Origin of the sequence: Alishewanella sp. d11, assembly GCF_049390205.1 — a bacterium.
In the GTDB taxonomy this organism is placed as follows: domain Bacteria; phylum Pseudomonadota; class Gammaproteobacteria; order Enterobacterales; family Alteromonadaceae; genus Alishewanella.
This window is the reverse complement of record NZ_CP186547.1, coordinates 2428231-2448306: the sequence shown is the minus strand read 5'-3', so window position 1 is coordinate 2448306 and position 20076 is coordinate 2428231. Positions and strand designations below refer to the sequence as shown.

The window sequence follows — 20076 nt, the reverse complement described above, 5'->3', positions numbered from 1 at the left end:
TATTATTATCCTTTATTCTCAGCTGCTAAGTCTCTGATCTGTGCTCCGGTACAACCAAAACGTCGTTCACGGTTGATGTATGCCGCTATCGCCTCGGAAAACACTTGCTGATCAAAGTCTGGCCACAGGGTTTCAGTAAACCACAGCTCGGCATACGCGGCTTGCCAAAGTAAAAAATTACTGATTCTCAAGTCACCACCAGTCCGAATTAATAAATCGAGCTCTGGTTGCTCCGCCATTTGCACCTGCTTTGCAAATAGCGCTTCACTTATGTCTGCAGGCTGAAGTTGACCTTGTTGCACCTGTATTGCCAGCTGCTGACTCGCGGCCACAATATCCCATCTACCGCCATAATTTGCTGCAATATTGAGTGTCATGGCATCATTAGACGCCGTCAGTGCTTCGGCTTTTTTTATACTTTGTACTAGCCTATCGCTAAATGCAGATAAATCGCCAATGATTTTTAATCTGATGTTATTTTTGTGCAGTGCTTTTACTTCTTTTTGCAGTACAAGTAAGAACAGCTGCATCAACGTATTCACTTCTTCTTCTGGCCGGCGCCAATTCTCGCTACTAAATGCAAACAGAGTCAACGAGGGAATGCCCAGTTCCCGACAAAAACTCACACTACGGCGAACGGCTTCAACGCCTTTTTTATGACCCCAAACCCTTGGCTTACCTTGTTGCTCTGCCCAACGTCCATTACCATCCATGATTATTGCCACATGCTGCGGCAAGTTATGTTGTTTAAGCTGTGGTACTACAGTCATCAGTTTAACCCGTCCAGTTTTGCTTTAAAATGCTTAGTCTGCGCGGTGGTTAGTCCGGTTCAACCCACTTATAACAAAAAAGCGCCGCGAGGCTTAACTGGCACGGCGCTTGGTTTATCTGAAGTGCGGATAAAGTTAGAAAGCCTGTCAGTCTAAAATCAGACTTCCATCAGCTCTTTTTCTTTATCGGCTAGCACTTCATCCACTTTCTTAACGAAAATATCCGTTAGTTTTTGGATCTCATCCGAGGCTTTACGCTCATCATCTTCACTGATTTCTTTGTCTTTTAACAGCGCTTTAAAATCAGAATTCGCGTCACGACGGATATTACGAATGGCAACCCTGCCACCTTCTGCTTCCGCCCGTACATGTTTAACCAAATCGCGACGACGCTCTTCTGTTAGCGCGGGTAAAGGTACACGAATAACAGTACCGGCAGACATGGGATTTAATCCCAAATTAGACGTCATAATAGCTTTTTCTACCGCTTGCGTCAGACTCTTGTCAAACACGGTAATCGCTAGCGTACGCGAGTCTTCAACCGAAACATTGGCAACCTGACGCAATGGCGTATCGGCACCGTAGTATGAGACCTGGATACTATCCAGCAAACTCGGATGAGCACGGCCTGTACGCACTTTAGTTAATTGTACTTTCAGGGCATCAACGCTTTTATCCATCCGGATTTTAGCATCAGCAATAATGTCGTTAATCACGATCGTTATCCTTTTATGTTTATGCAGCAGTAATGCAGTGGGCTAGTTTACTGTAAATTTTCTGCGTGGTCGATGATTGTACCTTCTTCATCACCCATAATTACGCGCTTTAATGCGCCTGGTTTGTTCATATTAAAGACGCGAATTTGTAGATTGTGATCCCGAGCTAAAGTAAAAGCAGCTAAATCCATGACTTTAAGCTCTTTATCCAGCACTTCGGTGTATGTTAGTTTGTTATACAGTGTAGCAGTAGGATCTTTTACCGGATCCGCCGAATAAACCCCTTCTACCTTAGTCGCTTTCAGTACCGCATCAGCTTCAATTTCAATACCACGTAAACAGGCTGCTGAGTCTGTGGTAAAGAATGGATTACCCGTACCTGCTGAAAAAATCACTACACGGCCAGACTTTAATAAACTAATGGCTTCAGCCCAACTGTAGTTATCACATACTCCATTTAGCGGTATCGCACTCATCATTCGGGCATTCACATAAGCACGATGCAAAGCGTCACGCATAGCCAAGCCGTTCATGACGGTCGCCAGCATGCCCATATGATCGCCAACTACCCGGTTCATACCCGCCTTAGCCAAGCCTTCACCACGAAAAATATTACCGCCGCCAATCACAATACCGACTTGTACACCCAGCTCTACTAACTCTTTAATTTCTTGGGCCATCCGATCCAGCACTTTGGGATCAATACCAAAGCCTTCATCTCCCATTAGGGCTTCACCGCTAAGTTTTAGTAGAATGCGACGGTAGGTTGGTTTTGGATTGATGCTCATAGTTACCCCATTATGCTCGTTATGTTAGTCAGGCAAAAAAAAACCGCGACGTTAGTCGCGGTTATTTTAGCGTTTTTCAGCCAATTGCTAAAGCGTAAATTACTTTTTAGCAGCTGCGATTTGTGCAGCAACTTCAGCAGCAAAGTCTTCTTCTTTCTTCTCGATACCTTCGCCTACTTCTAAACGAATGAAAGAAACAGCCTTAGCACCATTTTGCTTTAAGAATTCACCCGTTGTGATAGATGGATCTTTTACGAAAGGTTGACCTGTTAAGCTAACTTCGCCAGTGAACTTAGTCATACGGCCCGCAACCATCTTCTCAGCGATTTCTTGTGGCTTACCAGAGTTAACCGCGATGTCGATCTGGATCTGACGCTCACGCTCAACCACTTCAGCAGATACGTCTTCTGGGTTAACATAGCTTGGGTTGTTAGCAGCAACGTGCATCGCAACGTCTTTGGCGATCTCTTCGTTACCGCCTTCTAACACTGCTAATACGCCGATACGGCCAGAGTGAATGTACTGACCAATAACAGCACCGGCAACTTTAGCAATACGACGCACGTTGATGTTTTCACCAATTTTAGCAACTAAGGTTGCACGAGTATCTTCAACCGAAGTACCGTTCAAATCAGCGGCTAATAACGCTTCAACGCTGTCAATGTTCTGAGCTTGAGCCAGATCCGCTACGCTGTTAGCGAAGGCTAAGAAGCTGGCATCACGTGCTACGAAGTCAGTTTCACAGTTAAATTCAATTGCAATACCAACACCATTTGCCACGCGAGTGATGACAACGCCTTCAGCAGCAATACGGCCAGCTTTCTTGGCAGCTTTGGCTAAACCACTTTTACGCATCGCGTCGATTGCCGCTTCGATATCACCAGCGGTCTCTTCCAATGCTTTTTTACAATCCATCATGCCAGCGCCAGTGCGCTCGCGCAGTTCTTTTACTAAAGCGGCAGTTACAGCCATGAGTGCTTCCTCGTAATTGAGTTCAGACAAACAGGGGCATAGGCCCCTGTTGCAAAGTGATTCTGTATGTCAGCAGCTAATATTAAACACCGCTGATGACAGAAAAATTATTCTGCTTCAACGAAGGCTTCAGCTTCAGCCTGCACTTCGATGTTTTTGTCACGACCTTCCTGAATCGCTTGGCTTACAGCGCCCAGATATAACTGGATGGCGCGGATAGCGTCGTCGTTACCAGGGATTACGTAATCAACACCTTTAGGATCTGAGTTAGTATCAACGATTGATACTACTGGGATACCCAGGTTGTTGGCTTCTTTGATAGCAATGTGTTCGTGGTCAGCGTCAATAACGAACAGCACGTCTGGCAAGCCGCCCATATCTTTAATACCGCCTAAGCTCTTTTCCAGCTTGTCCATTTCACGAGTACGGTCTAAAGCTTCTTTTTTAGTCAGCTTGTCGAAAGTACCGTCTTGGCTTTGCGATTCAAGATCTTTTAAACGCTTGATTGACTGACGCACTGTTTTCCAGTTAGTTAACATACCACCTAACCAGCGGTGATTTACGTAGAACTGGTCAACATTGATTGCGGCTTCTTTGATTGCTTCTGAGGCTGCGCGCTTAGTACCTACAAACAGGATTTTACCTTTTTTTGCAGCTACTTGCTGGATGAACGCTAAAGCGTCATTCATCATAGGAACAGTTTGTTCTAAGTTGATGATATGAACACGGTTACGAGCACCAAAAATGAATGGCTTCATTTTTGGGTTCCAGTAACGGGTTTGGTGACCGAAGTGAACGCCCGCCTGGAGCATGTCGCGCATAGAAACTTTTGCCATGATATATTTTCCTGTTAAGGGGTTAGGCCTCCATGCATCCCATATGCCGACTAAAGTTGTCACTTTAGCACCCCGGAATATGTGTCGATGCATGTGTGTTATTTAATTAAGGTTAGTGCAATCTACAACGCAAAGACAGTTATGACTTATCACCATAAATTCTGTTCAAGGTACAGACCAATCATGATAAGTTAGGGTACAATGCGAATTACTAAATTGCGGCGCGCTTTATACCATAGTAAGCTCGCAAACACAATAATCTGTGTAAATTTACAGCACTAACCTTGTATACCCCACATCATTGGACATGTGAGTATAAATTGTTTTATTTAAGAGAGCAGGCATGACAGCACCTATCAAAACCTTGGCAGAAATCGAAAAAATGCGCATTGCCGGTCGACTCGCCGCCGAAGTGCTCGAAATGATTGAACCGCATGTACAAGCGGGTATTACCACTGATGAACTCAATACGATTTGTCACAACTACATTGTCGATGTGCAGCAGGCGATCCCTGCCCCACTGAATTATCATGGCTTTCCCAAATCAATCTGCACATCCGTCAATCAAGTGATCTGCCATGGCATTCCAAACGATAAACCTCTAAAACAAGGCGATATTATCAATATTGATATTACCGTGATTAAAGACGGCTATCATGGCGATACCTCTAGAATGTTTGTCGTCGGTAAACCCAGCATCTTAGCCGAAAGGCTGATCAAGGTGACGCAGGAAGCCATGTACCTGGGCATTAAAAAAGTTAAGCATGGTGTGCGTTTAGGTGATATTGGCTTTGCGATTCAACAACACGCTGAAAAACATAGCTATTCAATTGTCCGCGAATATTGTGGGCATGGTATCGGTGCCGTCTTTCACGAAGAACCACAAGTATTACACTACGGCAAACCAGGCACTGGCGAAGTATTAAAAAGCGGTATGTGTTTGACAATTGAACCCATGGTAAATGCCGGTGGCCGGCATAGCAAACTGTTAAAAGATGGCTGGACCGTCGTGACTAAAGATCGCAGTTTATCGGCACAGTTTGAGCATACCATCTTAGTGACTGATACCGGTTGCGAAATTTTAACCTTACGCAGCGACGATACCATCGAGCGCATCGTTACCGCTGACTAACCCGCTATTGAGGAGTAACTTGTGACCCAGGCCCTGAGTTTTAATCGCCCACTGCCAGAACATTACTCCCTCGACGCCTATAAAAAGCATTTCGCTGATTTTCAAGAGTTTCAAGCGCGTGCTTTTCATAGCCAACCCATCAATACCCTAGTGAAAGCGCGCGCGCGTTTTGTTGATGAAGTATTGCTGGAACTCTGGTTACATTGCGATCTTGCCAGAGATAAGAGTATTAGCTTAATTGCAGTAGGCGGTTACGGCCGAGGTGAATTACATCCGTTTTCGGACATAGACTTATTGTTGTTAGTCGACAAAAGACCAAGTGGTGCACTGCAAGAAAACATCTCGCGTTTTATTACCTTGTTGTGGGATTTACGCTTAGAAGTAGGTCATAGTGTTCGCACCTACAAAGAAACCCTTAGCTTGGGTAAAGACGATATCACTATTGCCACCAATCTGTTAGAAATGCGCCTGCTGACCGGCAATAAAACTTTATTTAATGAGCTGCAACAAGCGGTGATGGATAACAGCTTCTGGAGTAGCCAAGCCTTTTTCCAAGCCAAGCGACACGAACAACAACAACGCCATGCGCAATATCATGGTACTGCATACAATCTAGAACCCAACTTAAAAGCCAACCCCGGCGGTCTTAGAGATATTCAAACTATCGGCTGGGTCGCGAAAAAACACTTTAATACCCGCACCATGCGCGAATTAGTGGCTTACCAATACCTAACAGAAGACGAATATCAAGAGTTGATGGAGTGTGAAGCCTACTTGTGGCAGATGCGTTTTGCCCTGCATGCCGAGGCTGGCCGCAATGAAAACCGTATTCTGTTTGATTATCAGCCCGCCGCGGCTGAGCGATTGGGTTTTGGAGCCGATGGTAAGGCCTCAGTTGAACGCATGATGAAGCGGTTTTTCCGCACCGTACAACGCGTTAGCGAGCTTAACGAAATGCTGTTGCAGCACTTTGAAGGCAGCATCTTAAACTCGCAACAAAAGGTTAAAGTCACGCAGTTAGATGACTATTTTGAATTACATGGCCATTTAATTAAAGCCAGTGATAATGCCGTTTTTGCAAGGCGCGACAACTTGCTGAGGTTATTCTGGCATATTGCTAATAACTCCAATATTACCGGTGTGCACTCTACCACTATTCGGTTAATCCGCCAGGTACGGCGGCGCTTAATGGGTGATTTGCAAGATTACGAAGCCTGCCGCCAATTATTCTTAAGCCTGCTGCGCCATCCACGCGGTATGGATAAAGCCATCACCCTAATGCATCGCTACGGTATTCTGGCGGCCTATTTACCGCAGTGGCGTAATATCGAAGGCCAGATGCAGTTTGATTTGTTTCATGCCTATACGGTGGATGAACACACCCATCGCTTGCTAAAAAACCTGTATAAATACAGCTTACCCGAGCATGAAAGTGAATTTCCACTTTGCACTGATATTGTCAAAAGAATGGAAAAACCGGAGCTGTTATATCTAGCGGGTATTTTCCATGATATTGCCAAAGGTCGCGGCGGCGATCACTCGGAATTGGGCGCAATGGATGTGCGCGAGTTTGCCAAGCTGCACAAGTTGAGTGAATTTGACAGCAAACTGATTGCCTGGCTGGTGGAGCAGCATTTACTGATGTCGGTCACGGCGCAGCGTCGGGATATACATGATCCCCAGGTCGTGACAGAATTTGCCGAAAAGGTGCGGGATGAAACTCGGTTAAATTACTTATACTGTTTAACGCTGGCAGATATTCGAGCAACGAATGATAACTTATGGAATGATTGGAAAGGCTCCTTACTACGTGAGCTATTTTTAGCTACCCAAAAAGCCTTTCGGCGCGGTTTGGAAAAACCGATGGATCTGCGCGATCTTATTCGAGAAAATCAAGCCGAAGCGCTCCCTCTGTTAATTAAACAAACCTTTATCGAAAGCGAGATCCTGCATTTATGGAGTCGGATTAAAGCAGATTATTTCGCCCGCTATAGTCCAAAACAAATTGTCTGGCACTGTGAGCATATTTTACGGCATAAAAACACGGATGAGCCCTTAGTGCTGGTGAGTAAAGCACCGATTAAAGGCGGCACTCAGATCTTTATCTATACCAAAGATCAGCCAGGCCTTTTTGCCAGAATGGTCGCCGCGCTGGATAGCAAAAAAGTGAACATCTTTGATGCGCAAATTATGACCAACAAAGATGGCTATGCTATGGATACCTTTGTCGTGTTAGAGCAAAACGGTGAAGCTGTGACTTCACCTTCGCGCCAGCAAAGCATTAAAAAGGCGCTAGAACAATTTATTACAGGTAAACCCGACTTTTCTAGACAAAAACCGCGCATCTCACGACAAATGCGCCAATTTTCCGTGCCGCCGAAGGTGGTGTTTTTACCCGGCAATACCAAGCATCGCACCATGTTAGAAATGGCCGCACTGGATACACCGGGTTTACTGTTCGATATAGGCCAAGTCTTTCAACAATGTGGCGTGAATATTCATGCCGCGAAAATTACTACCATCGGCGAGCGCGCCGAAGATTTTTTCTTAATATCCAATGATCAAGACGATGCTTTAACCGCTGAGCAACAAAGCCAGTTAAAACGCAGTCTGATTGAACAACTCTCACAGCAAACAGAAGGCTAACGATACCGATGTCTGATTTACAAAACTTGATTGAAAGTGCATTTGAACAACGTGCTGATATAACCCCAAAAACGGTTTCTGTCGAAATCAAACAAGCCGTTGAGCAAGTACTGCAGATGCTGGATAACGGCACTGCCCGCGTGGCTGAAAAAATTGCGGGAGAATGGGTTGTCCATCAGTGGCTAAAAAAGGCCGTCTTATTGTCATTCAGAATTAATGATAACGCTGTTATGGATGGTGCTGAAAACCGCTTTTTCGATAAAGTGCCGATGAAATATGCCGACTACACAGATGCGCAATTTCGCGCGGATGGCGTTCGGATAGTCCCTCCAGCGGCAGTTCGTCGTGGCAGCTTTATTGGTAAAAATGTGGTGGTAATGCCTTCTTATGTCAATATTGGTGCCTATGTTGGTGAAGGCTCGATGGTTGATACCTGGGCTACCGTAGGAAGCTGCGCCCAAATTGGTAAAAACGTGCACTTATCGGGCGGCGTAGGTATTGGTGGTGTATTAGAACCCCTGCAAGCTAACCCTACGATTATCGAAGATAACTGCTTTATCGGCGCCCGCTCTGAAGTGGTTGAAGGCGTCATTGTTGAAGAAGGCGCTGTGTTGTCGATGGGCGTTTATATCAGCCAAAGCACCCGTATTTACGATCGGGAAACCGGCGAGATCACTTATGGTCGCGTACCTGCGGGTGCAGTGGTGGTTCCGGGTACTATCCCATCGAAAGATGGTAGCCATAGCTTGTATGCAGCCATCATTGTGAAAAAAGTGGATGCGCAAACACGAGCAAAAGTAGGCATTAATGCACTACTGCGCAGTATTGACGAATAAAAGCACTTGCAGAAATAAATAATGCCGGCATCACCTACAGTTAAGGCCGGCATTACAATAAATTTTTTAATTAGCGGGGTGCAAATAGTACTAGCGCTAGTAACACCGCCGCGCCAATGGCAAATACGGTATATTCTAGACGTTTCTCAAAACGCTGCTCAGCGGTTAACGCCTTTGGTACAACAATAGCGCAAATAGCTGCTACCAAGGTAGTGACCAACAACAACAAGGTTACCGTAAATTCCACAGCGACAAAGATCTCAGCAAACCACGCCGACATAAATCACCTCTAATAGGGTTAAGAAGAAGAATCATTTTTAAACTTGTTTCTATTTTACCATTAACTAAGAGCGGCTTTATAGCTTTTCCGATCAGAACACCAAGATGAAGGTTTAAATTGATATATTTGGTTACGTATTAATGCAATAACGCAATGCGAGAGGCGATATAATCCACCAAAGTATTAAAGTGGGGAATGCGTTATGGGTTATCTTTTAACAGGCTTTTCGCTGTTATGCAAAAAAGGGCTAAAACGTTTTGTCGTTTTGCCCTTATTGATCAATCTTGTTTTATTTAGTATTGCTTTTATCTGGCTCTGGCAGTTAATGCAGCAGCTCATCGCAGCAACGCAAAGCATGCTGCCTAGTTGGTTGGCTTGGTTGGAATACCTGTTGATCCCGTTGGGCATCATGTCACTACTGATCAGCTTTGCTTATAGCTTCACCCTCGTTGCCAATATTATTGCCGCGCCTTTTAACGGTCTGTTAAGTGAAAAAACCGAAGCGCTATTAAGCGGTAGAACACCCGCAGAGATCAGCATACAAGGTTTTATACAATCCATACCTGCAGCAATAACCCGTGAATGGCAAAAACTCTGGTATATCCTACCACGCGTGGTGATTTTATTTGTACTTTGCTGGTTTATACCCGTGCTTGGTCCATTATTATGGTTCGCCTGCAGTGCCTGGTTTTATACCATGCAGTATTTAGATTATCCTTTTGATAATAATCAAGTTAGCTTTGCTCAGCTAAGATCAGAAATGAAAAAAGCGCCTGGCTTAACCCTGTCTTTTGGGAGTGCCGTGGCCATTTGCAGTATGCTGCCCTTCCTTAACTTATTAGTGATGCCTGCAGCGGTTTGCGGTGCTACAGCACTATGGTGTGGCCGTTTTGCCGACCAGTATGATCCGGCGCTACAAGCCGCAGGCGCTCGCAGCTACCGGAAATTAGATAAGTATTGTTAATATAATTCGAAAAAGAACAGTTTAAAAATGTTGCGTTAGCCAGGGTAGCGCAACATCTTCTGCTTGTAAGGTTTCCCCTGCATCAATTTCTAACATAGGCGCTAAGGCTTCACCTTGTAATTCGGTCATTAATTCAAATAACTGACGACCCGCAGCACAAAACGTCTCTCCATAACTGCTATCACCTAGCGCCAGCACCGCAAATTTTTTGCCGGTTAATAAAGGAAAACGATCCCGACATTCCGCAAAAAATGGAAACAAATTATCCGGAATATCACCTTGCCCCGTAGTTGAACTGATCAATAACCAACAGTCAGCAGCAAAGGCTAAGACTTCATCTAAGGCTGCAGGTTGAAACCACTGCACTTGGTAACCTTTTTGCTCTAGTAGCGGTAACGCTTGCTCAGCGACATATTCAGCACCACCATAAACACTGCCCACCATTACTGCGATTTTTTGCATGACTTAAGCTCCAAAAATGTGTCAAAAAAGTGTTGATAAAAACTGCTGTCTGTTGACCAACTCAGCCGTTCAAATACGCTGTCTAGCTCTGCTAAACCGGCATAGAGTTTCAGCAACTCTCCAGTCACCGGATGCGGCAGTTGCAAACTGTAGGCACAGAGCAACAAGCGATCATTGGCAAATTTCTCACGAAATAACGCATTATGCTTACCGTCGCCATGACTGGTATCACCGACTATCGGATGGCGCAAATGTGCCAAATGTCGCCTTAACTGATGCTTGCGCCCCGTCAGTGGTTGTAAGGCAACTAAACTATAGCGTGCCGTTGCATAACGACTGACCGCAAAGGGTAACTCGACATAAGCTAAAGGTTGATAGCGGGTAATGGCAGACTGCGCGGCCTTGTCTACTTTGGCAAATTTATCCGCGATAGCATCATGTTGTTCTTTTAACGGATAATCTAAGATCCCTGCCGTTTTCAGATAACCCCGCACCACGGCAAGATAGCCTTTTTGCCATAACCCAGCTTCAATCTGCTGTGATAACACCCTAGCGATGTCCGCTGATAAAGCAAAAACCAAGACGCCTGAAGTCGGCCGATCTAAGCGATGCACCGGATAAACATGTTGCCCGAGTTGATCACGTAAGCTTTGTAGCACAAAACGGGTTTCGTGTTTGTCTAAAAAAGAACGATGCACTAACATGCCGCTGGGCTTATCCACCACCACCAAATAATCATCCTGATATAGGATGGTTAAAGGAGGGACTGTAACGTCAAAGCCCGTTACAGACTCAGATTCTAGGGCTGGTTTAGACACTGCTCTAACCTTTTAATAATGAAAAGTACGTTGCTTACCGTTGATAGCTTACTTGCATACACCAGCTCTGCCAGTGGTAAAATCGCAATGCTAGCGGGTAAAGGCACACCTGCAGCAATAAGCTGCTGCATTTTTGGTATAAACACAAATTGTAGCCAATGCTCTAAAGGCATGGTATCGCAGCAGAATGGCGCCGTGCTGGCTAAAGCCGCTGCTGAAGGTGGCGTTTCACTCCACAAATTGTCTTTTAACAAAGCGTCTTCAAGCTCAAGCAGTAAGACCTTAACGTGCTCGGACATAATCTCTCCCATACTTATCGCAGTATTTTATAACTAAAAGCTGGCAGAAGGCGAATTTGACTGTTTAGCGATGTTGCCATGGCTAAAGCCAACGGCAAGGTCTTGTAAAACCGTCGTTGAATCGCCATTATGGCGTTAAAGAGGAGTTGAGATGACAACGATTTGGTTATTACTATTGCTGGTAAGTATTGTTTACGGATTTTGGCTGCAGCGGCAACAAGATGAACGCGCTATTTTGTTAGCAAAACAATTATGTAAGCAACAGCAGCTGCAGTTTTTAGAATGCGGTAGAATTGGTCACCGTTTTACTAAGCTAAATCAGCGTCGCCGCTGGTTAACCCATTATCAGGTTGATTTTAGTAGTGATGGCGAAAGTCGTTATCAAGCAGAACTGACCTTGCAGGGGTTACGCCTCGCTCACTTTAACTTACCCCCGCACCGAATCTAAAGGACATCGACCTTTGCTTGGGTTAACTTAGCGCTAAGCTGTCCGGTAAGAAAGTCTTTATACATCACCCAATCCGCTATCAAGCTGTAAACAGGATAAGCAAAGGTAGCGGGTTTGTTGTGTTCAAATGCAAAATGCCCTATCCAAGCAAAACCATAACCGACCAAAGGTATACTGAATAGCAGCAGCCAATGACTGCTAAAAATGATCCAACCGAGCAGCAGTAAAACAAGGGTACTGCCAATATAGTGCATCGCGCGACAGCGTGGATTTTGATGCTCTTGCAGATAATAAGGATAAAAAGCACGAAAAGAAGCAAATTTACGCATTTTATCGGCCCTGTTTAGCTATTTTTCAATTTTTTTGCTCGAAACATTAAGCTGCCGCTAACCGAGCCAAAGACTAATTCGCTAACTTGCTCATAATGATCATCCGCAAAGAAAGATTTATACTTATCCAAGGTGACAAATACCCCTATGCCAGCAGAGTCAGGATCTTCATCAACCAAAGAATCCACAGCTTGCATCAGATAGTGCCCCAATCCTGCGTGCTGATATTTGGGCGCCACCGCAATGAAGGCTAGCATATGATAGGCTTTTGCTGGCATGGCAGCATGAATTTTCTGCTCTTTTTGCAGTAATTGTTGGGTAGAAACATAACCGGCTGTGAGTAACATTTTTAAGCGCCAATGCCAGAGCCGGCTAGCGCCGATACCAGAATCGGGCCCCACGACACATGCAACCCCAAGCAGTTGCTCATGATAAAATAAGCCAATAGTAGGTTGTGCAGCTTGCCAAAAGGTGCTGAGCTCCTCCCGAATCGCTGAGCGCAATCTGGCTTCATATCCCGGTGCTGACACACGGAAAATCTCAGTAAATAAAGGATCATCATGGTAAGACTGAAACAATAAAGATGCAGCAAGCTTGAGATCTTCACCGCCCAATAACGCTGCTTTTAATTGTGAAGGTTCAAAATCATGAAGATGAGCTAGCATAATATACCTGTTATTGTTGTTTTTTTATTCACAATAGCAGCGTCATGTCGGCTTGCCAAGTTAAGATTTAACTGACCGTCAATCTTCAGCTATGCTTAAACTTTAACATCGCCAAGTGGAATTTACCGATGGATACCAGTGAACATACATTAAGCACGTTATTCGCACAATTAGGCTTGGATAATGAGCCTGCAGCCATTGAGCGCTTTATTCAGGAACATAAACTCCCTGCTGGGACAGCGCTCGCTAAAGCCGCATTTTGGAATCCGGCGCAAGCGAGTTTTTTACAGGAAGCTTGGCGAGCTGACTCAGATTGGGTTGATGTGATCGATGAGCTAAATAAACTACTACATTAATGCGGGTTTAAACCTTGCTTTTTACGTAAGGTTTAAGCCAGCATAGCAAAAGTTAATATGCTTATTATCATGAGCTTAGAAAGCTCATACTTCCTTACATGCTAAATCAATGCTAAATTTAGCTTATTCTTCGTGAAGTTGACACACATATGGCAACCGCATTAGCACTTTTACAGCAAACCGCAAACCAATTAAAACAGGAAGGAAAACAACCTAATCTTACCTTGTTTAAAGCACGCTTAACTGGGCAGCTTAGTGTACCGGAATTATTCAGAGCCTACCAACAATGGCGGCAACTAACTGAACAGGTCATCGACGATAATAGTATCGAAGAACAGGCTAGCAGTCTGCCTGTCGATAACCCCGCATCTTTAACTAGCCAACTTAATCGCATCGAACAAAAGTTAGATCGCTTACTGGCGTTGTTAGAGCAGCAACATGTTTCTGGCTGAACTTCGTTTCAAAATTATCGCAGATACGCAGTTTAGCGCCGCGGAGCAGGCGATACGACAGTATATTGAAGCATTGATTTTTAATGGTCAGGTGATTGGCCGCGAGTTTCCCACGGCTTGGCAACAAGACGCTTTTATCAGCCGGATTGTCATTCCTGAACACTCAGCACTCCAACCTCGCTGGCACAGCACGAAGGGACGACAGGCAGAACAGCAACTGCAGCAAGCAGGTTTAGGCTACCCACAACTGCAGCTTATGGGTCAAGACTTGTTATCTCAAGCAACGTGTCAAAGTTTACCTGAACGCTTGGTGATCTTTACTAGTTTTGCCGATACCTGCTCGCCTGTGCGCTGCGCAGATAGCCTACAACCTGTGCCACTCTATTGGTTAAAATCAACCGAGCAAGATCATGAAGCCCTCATTCGTTGGCAGTTACAATTTCAAGCCTTGGATGAAATTCAACTGCAAGAAAAGCGAGTACTCGACAAAGTGGCGGAGAACAGCCTGCAACAACTGCATAGCCAACTCAACCGCATGGGTCGACAATTGGCTCGCCAGCTGGGTAAAACGAACAACCTGCCCATCTATTATGCGCTGTACAGCGGCAGCAGTAAGGATTGCAGTAAAGAATCATTAAAAACCTGCCCCAGCTGCAATGGCAACTGGCGCTTACATGATCCCATGGCAGAGATATTCGATTTTCGGTGTGATGCTTGCCGGTTAGTCAGTAATATCGCTTGGGAATGTCAGTCAAATAATGGAGAGTAAGCTATAGGTGTTAGGCTGGAAAGCAAGGCTGCCAGATTGTCTGCAACCCGCTCTTGCACTTCTTTACCCACATGTTCCAGATAAATTTCTCCTGTGCTATTAAGTACCGATAACATAATATTTTCATCATCGGTGACGGCAAAAAACACCGTTTCACGTTGTTTTAAACGCCGTTTCATTAAAATATGTCCAATGATGTTTTCTTGCAGCCTAGCCAAATCGTCCTGATTCCAAGGCATTAATAAGGCTAACTTACCGCGCGGGTGAACGGCAGCCAGATTTGCACCATAAAAACTGCTATAAAATGTTTTTATATCATCATGTAATGTCATGTCCAGTGCATGTTCAACATTACTAAAGTCAGCCGCAGGTTGTTGAGTTACTGGCAACCAACTCACCTGTTCTGCGGTTAACCATTGCTGCTGACAGGGTGATGGACTGGCCGGATCTGCCCAGGTTACCATGGGTAATTGTTGCGTCTGATGCCAGCTCAGACTTTGCTCGATAAAATTTGCGTAGGCTTGTTGGATTGACACCTCTACTCCCCGTTTCACTTATGATAAGATATGCGGGTATTGTAACTAAAAAGACAACGAAATGACAAAAAGCCACGCCGACGTACTCGCCGACCTTAGCCTCGGCAAAATTACCGACTATATTGACCACTATACACCGTCTTTATTACAGCAGGTACCCCGTAGCTTGGGCCGCCAATCATTAGGCCTAACAACAGAGTCTCAACCCTTTGTTGGCCAAGACATCTGGCACGGCTATGAGCTCTCTTGGTTAAACGCCAAAGGCAAACCGATGGTTGCACTGGCAACCTTTGTTGTGCCCTATAACTCCCCCAATTTAATCGAGTCAAAATCGTTTAAACTCTATCTAAATAGCTTTAACCAAAGTCGCTTTGCTGATTTAGGAAAAGTGTATCAAGCCTTACAACATGACTTAAGTGTCTGTGCCGGTAAAACAGTACAAGTGAGCTTACACAATGTCAGTGAGATTATGACATTTCAGCCAACTTGGATCCCTGGTATTTGTATCGATGATCTCGATATAGATATTGAGCAATACGAGTATGATCCAAGTCTATTGGCTTTGACGCCAGAGCGCGGCAACGTTGAAGAAAAGCTGCATTCACACTTACTAAAATCAAATTGCTTGATTACTTCACAGCCTGATTGGGCCAGTATCTTTATTCATTATCGCGGCACAGCGATATGCCACGAGGCTCTGCTAAAGTATTTAATCAGTTTTAGAAGCCATAATGAATTTCACGAACAATGTATTGAACGGATCTACATGGACATCTGGCAAACCGCCAAGCCAGAATTCTTGGCGGTTTATGCGCGCTACACTCGCCGTGGCGGACTCGATATCAACCCTTTACGTAGCAGTGAACCTTACACGGCGCCGAATATCCGTTTAAGTAGACAATAACATTATCACAGCAGCGCGACAGACAAAAACTGTAACCCACTAGGTAATATTACATAAGCACTTTCATTTTTGTGTTTTTTTTGTTCTAATAGCTTTGCTTGTTGTTCCCAACTGCAGGCGCTGATGATTATGGAACCGAAAATGCAATATCTTACCCCAAATGAAGAAACAAGCTGGTTACCTTACTACTTAACAAAGTAAGAACGGCTTAGATAAAAAATAACCTTACGCAAAGCGAGCTTACAGCTCGCTTTTTTTTATAAAGTTTTTGCTTATTACTACCTTAAATAGCTATTGTAAGGATATACTTTAAAAATACATCTTCTGTGCGTTAGAGCAGGTGGCCCAATTGCAACAAGACCTTAAACAACAACTGAATGAAGCCATTTTGGCCCGTAAAGCCTTAGAGCGAACTTACGAAAATCAGTTTAAGTTGTTGGGACAGTTTGTTTTACGCTTATCACTACTGTGTAAAGGGATAGATTTAGAGCTAGATAATAGGTTGGCCAAATTACGTACCGAATTGGCTAAAAATAGCGATCTAGAAAAACTCATCCCTTTTATTGAAGAAACCAGCAACAGTCTGCAGCTGTTGGAAAAAAAGCAGCAACAAGATATTCGCCAAGTACAACAAGATCTCACCCAAGCAGGTCGAATCTTGCAACAGCAACGAGGATTACCCGACCAGTTAAGGCGTGATTTGCGCCAACTGTTGTCCTCGGTCGAGCAGCCTACCGCGACGCTGCATGCTTTTCTGCCGCAACTCAGTAACCTCACTCAACTCTATCAGCTAGCGCTAAAAGCAAAACAGCAGCAAGATGCACCACCTGAAGATGACGAGCGCTATGCGCATATTTGCCGCCAGATCACGCTAGAGCTTAACAATCTGCTGAGTGAACTGACTTTTACGGGGAAATATGCAGTTGAGGTTGATCAGATAAAATCAAGTTTAATGACTCAGTTAAACATTGAAAACCTATTAGATGCCTGCTTAAGAACCATTAGTATCATTGTAAATGGCATCAATGAAGAACGCTTATCTGCCGAAAGCTTCTTAATCAAACTGAATGAAGCGTTAAATAGTGTACAACAAGCGGTTGAAGCAACCTTACAAGACTCAGGCAAGGTCCAACAAAAACTCGCGGAACTTAATCAGAAGATTGAAGGCCAAATTGCGCATTTAGGGCAGCAAACTGAACATGCGGAGTCGTTGGAGCAGCTAAAATTGCTCGTTATTAACAAAATGAATGACCTGACGCTCTCGTTAAAAGAAAAAGAACGAATCGAAAAAGAAGAGCGCGCAAAAATCCACTTAACCTTGATGGGCATGGAAAAACGGGTCAAAGAGTTAGAGCAAGAAGCGCTAAGCTTCAAAGATCGCTTAACTGAACAAAATTTCCGTAGTTTACGAGATGCGCTCACCGGCATCCCCAACCGCGCAGCCTATGATGAACGTTTAAACTTAGAGTTTAAACGTGCTAAACGTTTTGGTTCACCACTTTGTATTATCGTTGGCGATGTTGATTATTTTAAAAATATTAATGATAACTATGGTCACAGTGCTGGCGATAAGACGTTAAAAGTCATAGCTAAAGCGTTGCAACAATCTATTCGCCAAACTGATTTTATTGCTCGCTATGGTGGCGAAGAATTTGTAATTCTCATGCCAGAAACGAACCTGAAGCAACTCGTTGAGCCGCTGAATTTATTAAGAGAAAAAATTAAAAAAATCCCTTTTAAATTTAAAAATCAAAGTGTTCCTATAACTATCTCATTTGGTGCCACTCAGCTTTTACCTGATGATACCCCAAGACAGGCGTTTGACCGAGCTGATGAAGCCTTATATCAAGCCAAAAAAGACGGCAGGGATCGCATTTCATTGAAATAATAACGCGACTGCCGGCAACAACACTAAGGAAATTGCCGATGCAAGTTCATCTTAACCCATTAGGTGCTATGGATTTACTCTCACAGCTTGAAGTCGAGCGGTTACAACAAAATACGCAACAAGCTGCTTTCCAATTATTTCGTAACTGTGCTCTGGCCGTTCTAAACGTAGGCAGTCATACTGATAGCTCTGCTGAGATTTACGATCAATATCGCGACTTTTCCATTAACTTGCTAGCGCGCGAGCGCGGCATTAAAATTGAACTCAACAATCCTCCAGCAAGTGCCTTTGTCGATGGCCAAATTATCAAAGGTATCCATGAGCATCTTTTTGCCGTATTGCGCGATATCTTGTTCTACCATACCCGACATGGCGGTGACAGCAATCCGCTCGACTTAAATAATAGTGCCCATCTGACCCATAGTGTTTTTGATATTTTGCGCAATGCCAGAGTCATCGATGCAACCAGTGAGCCAAACATGATCGTGTGTTGGGGCGGGCACTCGATTCGTGAAGCGGAGTATAACTACACCAAAGAGGTTGGCTACCAACTGGGTTTGCGTGGTTTAAATATTTGTACCGGTTGTGGCCCAGGGGCCATGAAAGGCCCGATGAAAGGAGCCACTATTGGCCACAGTAAGCAACGCATCCGCCAAGGTCGCTACCTTGGCTTAACAGAGCCAAGTATCATCGCTGCAGAGCCGCCTAACCCCATTGTTAATGAATTAGTGATATTGCCCGATATTGAGAAAAGGTTAGAAGCTTTTGTGCGGGTTGCGCATGGTATTATTATTTTTCCAGGCGGCGCAGGTACAGCAGAAGAGCTACTGTATTTACTCGGCATTATGCTCGATACGCGGAACGCAGAGCAAAAATTACCAATCATTTTAACCGGGCCTGCCAGTAGCGCAGCTTATTTTAATGAGATCGCCCATTTTATCGAGCAGACGCTGGGAAAAACTGCTTTAGATTTACTGGACATTATCATTGATAATCCCGCTGAAGTCGCCAGAAAGCTCAAACAAGGCTGTCAGGAAGTGAGGCAATACCGCAAATCGGTAGGAGATGCTTATCACTTTAATTGGACTTTAGATATTGCGCCTGACTTCCAACATCCTTTTATCCCAAACCATCAGAATATGGCCGCACTGGACTTGCACCTCAACCAAGACAACGCCAAACTAGCGGCTAACTTACGACGAGCATTCTCAGGTATTGTCGCAGGCAATGTTAAAGACGAAGGCATTAGAGCCATTCGGCAGCAGGGCCCTTTCATCCTAAGTGGTGAACCCAAGCTGATGCAATTAATGGACAAGCTTTTACAGGCCTTTGTAGATCAGGGCAGAATGAAACTGCCGGGCACTAAATATGAACCCTGCTACCGGATTGAACAATAACGAATGGCGAAAGTGATACTGATTGATGCGCTGAACCTGATCCGACGGCTATATGCCGTGCAGGAGCGGCCTTATCTGCCATTAGCAGAGGAAGTCGCCGCCAGTACTCGGCAACAAATTATCAGTAACACTCGGCAAATGTTGATCCAAGCTTTGGCCAAATTACGGCATGAGCTATTACCTAGCCATGCCTTAATGGTTTTTGATGGTCAGCACAGCCTTTGGCGCCAGCAGCTTTGTCCAATATACAAGGCCAACCGTAAACCGATGCCCAAGCTTTTAGCAGAAGCGCTACCACAACTGTTCAATGACATCGAACAAACTGGCATGCGGTGTTTTATGCAAGACGAACACGAGGCGGATGACGTTATCGCTACTATTGCCAGTAAATTGCGACAACATCAACAAGAGGTTGTCATTATTTCAACCGATAAAGGTTATCTGCCGCTGCTGGCTCATGGCGTACAAGTTTACGATGCTTTCGCACGGCAATTTATGACTAAAGCCTTGGTAAAAGAAAAGTTTGGCGTTCAACCCGAGCAATTAATTAGCTGGTGGAGCTTAGTTGGCGACAGTACCAATAATATCCCAGGTGTCACAGGAATTGGTCCAAAAAGTGCTTTAGAATTTATGGCACTGGGTCGTAGTTTGAATGAAGCACTACAACATCCTGACTGTCCAAAAAAACTCAGTCAAAAAATTAGTGCACATAAGCAAGATATACTCATTTACACGCAGATCCTTGCATTGCAAACAAACTTAGAATTAGGGCTAAATATGCAGGATCTGCGTTTAATGGAGCCAATGTAACCG

Annotated in this window: 24 protein-coding genes; 12 read left to right on the top strand and 12 right to left on the bottom strand. The window is 44.5% G+C overall.

Going from position 1 to position 20076, the window contains the following annotated elements; translation table 11 throughout:
• Positions 1-5: 5 nt before the first annotated feature.
• The 5 genes from uppS to rpsB all read right to left on the bottom strand — a co-directional run bounded on the left by uppS (position 6) and on the right by rpsB (position 4082).
• Positions 6-770 carry a polyprenyl diphosphate synthase gene (gene uppS, locus ACO1PK_RS11240; RefSeq protein WP_423185719.1) on the bottom strand — a complete coding sequence of 255 codons (765 nt, stop codon included), beginning with the start codon at positions 768-770 and terminating at the stop codon, positions 6-8.
• Positions 771-928: 158 nt separating this feature from the next.
• Positions 929-1486: a ribosome recycling factor gene (frr, locus tag ACO1PK_RS11235; RefSeq protein WP_423185718.1), complete on the bottom strand. Its 558-nt coding sequence runs from the start codon at positions 1484-1486 to the stop codon at positions 929-931.
• Positions 1487-1533: 47 nt separating this feature from the next.
• Positions 1534-2274 carry a UMP kinase gene (gene pyrH, locus ACO1PK_RS11230; RefSeq protein WP_423185717.1) on the bottom strand — a complete coding sequence of 247 codons (741 nt, stop codon included), beginning with the start codon at positions 2272-2274 and terminating at the stop codon, positions 1534-1536.
• A gap of 99 nt (positions 2275-2373) precedes the next feature.
• On the bottom strand, positions 2374-3246 hold the full coding sequence (gene tsf / locus ACO1PK_RS11225) for a translation elongation factor Ts (RefSeq protein WP_423185716.1): 873 nt from the start codon (positions 3244-3246) through the stop codon (positions 2374-2376).
• Between the two features lie 107 nt (positions 3247-3353).
• On the bottom strand, positions 3354-4082 hold the full coding sequence (gene rpsB / locus ACO1PK_RS11220; protein WP_423185715.1) for a 30S ribosomal protein S2: 729 nt from the start codon (positions 4080-4082) through the stop codon (positions 3354-3356).
• Between the two features lie 343 nt (positions 4083-4425).
• Between rpsB and map the strand changes: the two genes are divergently transcribed.
• From map to dapD, 3 genes are read left to right on the top strand one after another with little or no spacing between them, the layout of a single operon-like run.
• Complete coding sequence (gene map / locus ACO1PK_RS11215) at positions 4426-5214, top strand: type I methionyl aminopeptidase (protein ID WP_423185714.1); 789 nt, start codon at positions 4426-4428, stop codon at positions 5212-5214.
• A 21-nt stretch (positions 5215-5235) separates the two neighbouring features.
• Complete coding sequence (gene glnD, locus ACO1PK_RS11210; protein WP_423185713.1) at positions 5236-7860, top strand: [protein-PII] uridylyltransferase; 2625 nt, start codon at positions 5236-5238, stop codon at positions 7858-7860.
• Between the two features lie 8 nt (positions 7861-7868).
• Positions 7869-8696, top strand: coding sequence for a 2,3,4,5-tetrahydropyridine-2,6-dicarboxylate N-succinyltransferase (gene dapD, locus ACO1PK_RS11205; protein WP_423185712.1), 828 nt, complete (start codon positions 7869-7871; stop codon positions 8694-8696).
• A 70-nt stretch (positions 8697-8766) separates the two neighbouring features.
• On the opposite strand, the gene ACO1PK_RS11200 is transcribed toward dapD, so the two are convergent.
• Positions 8767-8976, bottom strand: coding sequence for a hypothetical protein (locus tag ACO1PK_RS11200; RefSeq protein ID WP_423185711.1), 210 nt, complete (start codon positions 8974-8976; stop codon positions 8767-8769).
• Positions 8977-9178: 202 nt separating this feature from the next.
• Between ACO1PK_RS11200 and cysZ the strand changes: the two genes are divergently transcribed.
• On the top strand, positions 9179-9940 hold the full coding sequence (cysZ, locus tag ACO1PK_RS11195) for a sulfate transporter CysZ (RefSeq protein ID WP_423185710.1): 762 nt from the start codon (positions 9179-9181) through the stop codon (positions 9938-9940).
• Positions 9941-9961: 21 nt separating this feature from the next.
• On the opposite strand, the gene ACO1PK_RS11190 is transcribed toward cysZ, so the two are convergent.
• From ACO1PK_RS11190 to ACO1PK_RS11180, 3 genes are read right to left on the bottom strand one after another with little or no spacing between them, the layout of a single operon-like run.
• Entirely contained in the window at positions 9962-10402 is a 441-nt protein-coding gene (locus ACO1PK_RS11190; protein WP_423185709.1) for a flavodoxin domain-containing protein, read from the bottom strand.
• Complete coding sequence (gene truC, locus ACO1PK_RS11185) at positions 10384-11220, bottom strand: tRNA pseudouridine(65) synthase TruC (protein WP_423185708.1); 837 nt, start codon at positions 11218-11220, stop codon at positions 10384-10386. The genes ACO1PK_RS11190 and truC overlap by 19 nt, the downstream gene beginning before the upstream one ends.
• The gene (locus ACO1PK_RS11180; RefSeq protein ID WP_423185707.1) at positions 11202-11519 is read right to left on the bottom strand and encodes a YqcC family protein; all 318 of its coding nucleotides are present in this window, start codon (positions 11517-11519) and stop codon (positions 11202-11204) included. Before ACO1PK_RS11180 ends, truC begins: the two co-directional genes overlap by 19 nt.
• A gap of 151 nt (positions 11520-11670) precedes the next feature.
• Here ACO1PK_RS11180 and ACO1PK_RS11175 point away from each other — a divergent pair, with 151 nt between their 5' ends.
• Complete coding sequence (locus ACO1PK_RS11175) at positions 11671-11967, top strand: DUF3301 domain-containing protein (RefSeq protein WP_423185706.1); 297 nt, start codon at positions 11671-11673, stop codon at positions 11965-11967.
• Here ACO1PK_RS11175 and ACO1PK_RS11170 read toward each other — a convergent pair.
• Both ACO1PK_RS11170 and ACO1PK_RS11165 read right to left on the bottom strand, forming a co-directional pair.
• Positions 11964-12296 carry an Mpo1-like protein gene (locus ACO1PK_RS11170; protein WP_423185705.1) on the bottom strand — a complete coding sequence of 111 codons (333 nt, stop codon included), beginning with the start codon at positions 12294-12296 and terminating at the stop codon, positions 11964-11966. The genes ACO1PK_RS11175 and ACO1PK_RS11170 overlap by 4 nt on opposite strands.
• Positions 12297-12310: 14 nt before the next feature.
• Positions 12311-12961, bottom strand: a complete 651-nt coding sequence (locus ACO1PK_RS11165; RefSeq protein ID WP_423185704.1) for a GNAT family N-acetyltransferase — start codon at positions 12959-12961, stop codon at positions 12311-12313.
• A gap of 128 nt (positions 12962-13089) precedes the next feature.
• Here ACO1PK_RS11165 and ACO1PK_RS11160 point away from each other — a divergent pair, with 128 nt between their 5' ends.
• The 3 genes from ACO1PK_RS11160 (at position 13090) to ACO1PK_RS11150 (ending at position 14538) form a co-directional block, all read left to right on the top strand.
• The gene (locus tag ACO1PK_RS11160) at positions 13090-13317 is read left to right on the top strand and encodes a DUF2789 domain-containing protein (protein WP_423185703.1); all 228 of its coding nucleotides are present in this window, start codon (positions 13090-13092) and stop codon (positions 13315-13317) included.
• A 149-nt stretch (positions 13318-13466) separates the two neighbouring features.
• Positions 13467-13769 carry a hypothetical protein gene (locus ACO1PK_RS11155; protein ID WP_423185702.1) on the top strand — a complete coding sequence of 101 codons (303 nt, stop codon included), beginning with the start codon at positions 13467-13469 and terminating at the stop codon, positions 13767-13769.
• Positions 13756-14538 (top strand): DUF2310 family Zn-ribbon-containing protein, encoded by a 783-nt coding sequence (locus ACO1PK_RS11150; RefSeq protein WP_423185701.1) that lies wholly within the window; start codon positions 13756-13758, stop codon positions 14536-14538. Before ACO1PK_RS11155 ends, ACO1PK_RS11150 begins: the two co-directional genes overlap by 14 nt.
• On the opposite strand, the gene syd is transcribed toward ACO1PK_RS11150, so the two are convergent.
• Positions 14517-15074 (bottom strand): SecY-interacting protein, encoded by a 558-nt coding sequence (gene syd / locus ACO1PK_RS11145; RefSeq protein WP_423185700.1) that lies wholly within the window; start codon positions 15072-15074, stop codon positions 14517-14519. The two genes, ACO1PK_RS11150 and syd, sit on opposite strands and share 22 nt — an antisense overlap.
• Before the next feature lie 61 nt (positions 15075-15135).
• On the opposite strand from syd, the gene queF reads away from it, so the two are divergent.
• The 4 genes from queF to xni all read left to right on the top strand — a co-directional run bounded on the left by queF (position 15136) and on the right by xni (position 20073).
• On the top strand, positions 15136-15978 hold the full coding sequence (queF, locus tag ACO1PK_RS11140) for an NADPH-dependent 7-cyano-7-deazaguanine reductase QueF (RefSeq protein WP_423185699.1): 843 nt from the start codon (positions 15136-15138) through the stop codon (positions 15976-15978).
• Positions 15979-16327: 349 nt separating this feature from the next.
• On the top strand, positions 16328-17866 hold the full coding sequence (locus ACO1PK_RS11135; RefSeq protein WP_423185698.1) for a GGDEF domain-containing protein: 1539 nt from the start codon (positions 16328-16330) through the stop codon (positions 17864-17866).
• 38 nt (positions 17867-17904) lie between these two features.
• The gene (gene ppnN, locus ACO1PK_RS11130; RefSeq protein WP_423185697.1) at positions 17905-19263 is read left to right on the top strand and encodes a nucleotide 5'-monophosphate nucleosidase PpnN; all 1359 of its coding nucleotides are present in this window, start codon (positions 17905-17907) and stop codon (positions 19261-19263) included.
• Positions 19264-19266: 3 nt separating this feature from the next.
• Positions 19267-20073 (top strand): flap endonuclease Xni, encoded by an 807-nt coding sequence (gene xni, locus ACO1PK_RS11125; RefSeq protein WP_423185696.1) that lies wholly within the window; start codon positions 19267-19269, stop codon positions 20071-20073.
• Positions 20074-20076 lie beyond the last annotated feature (3 nt).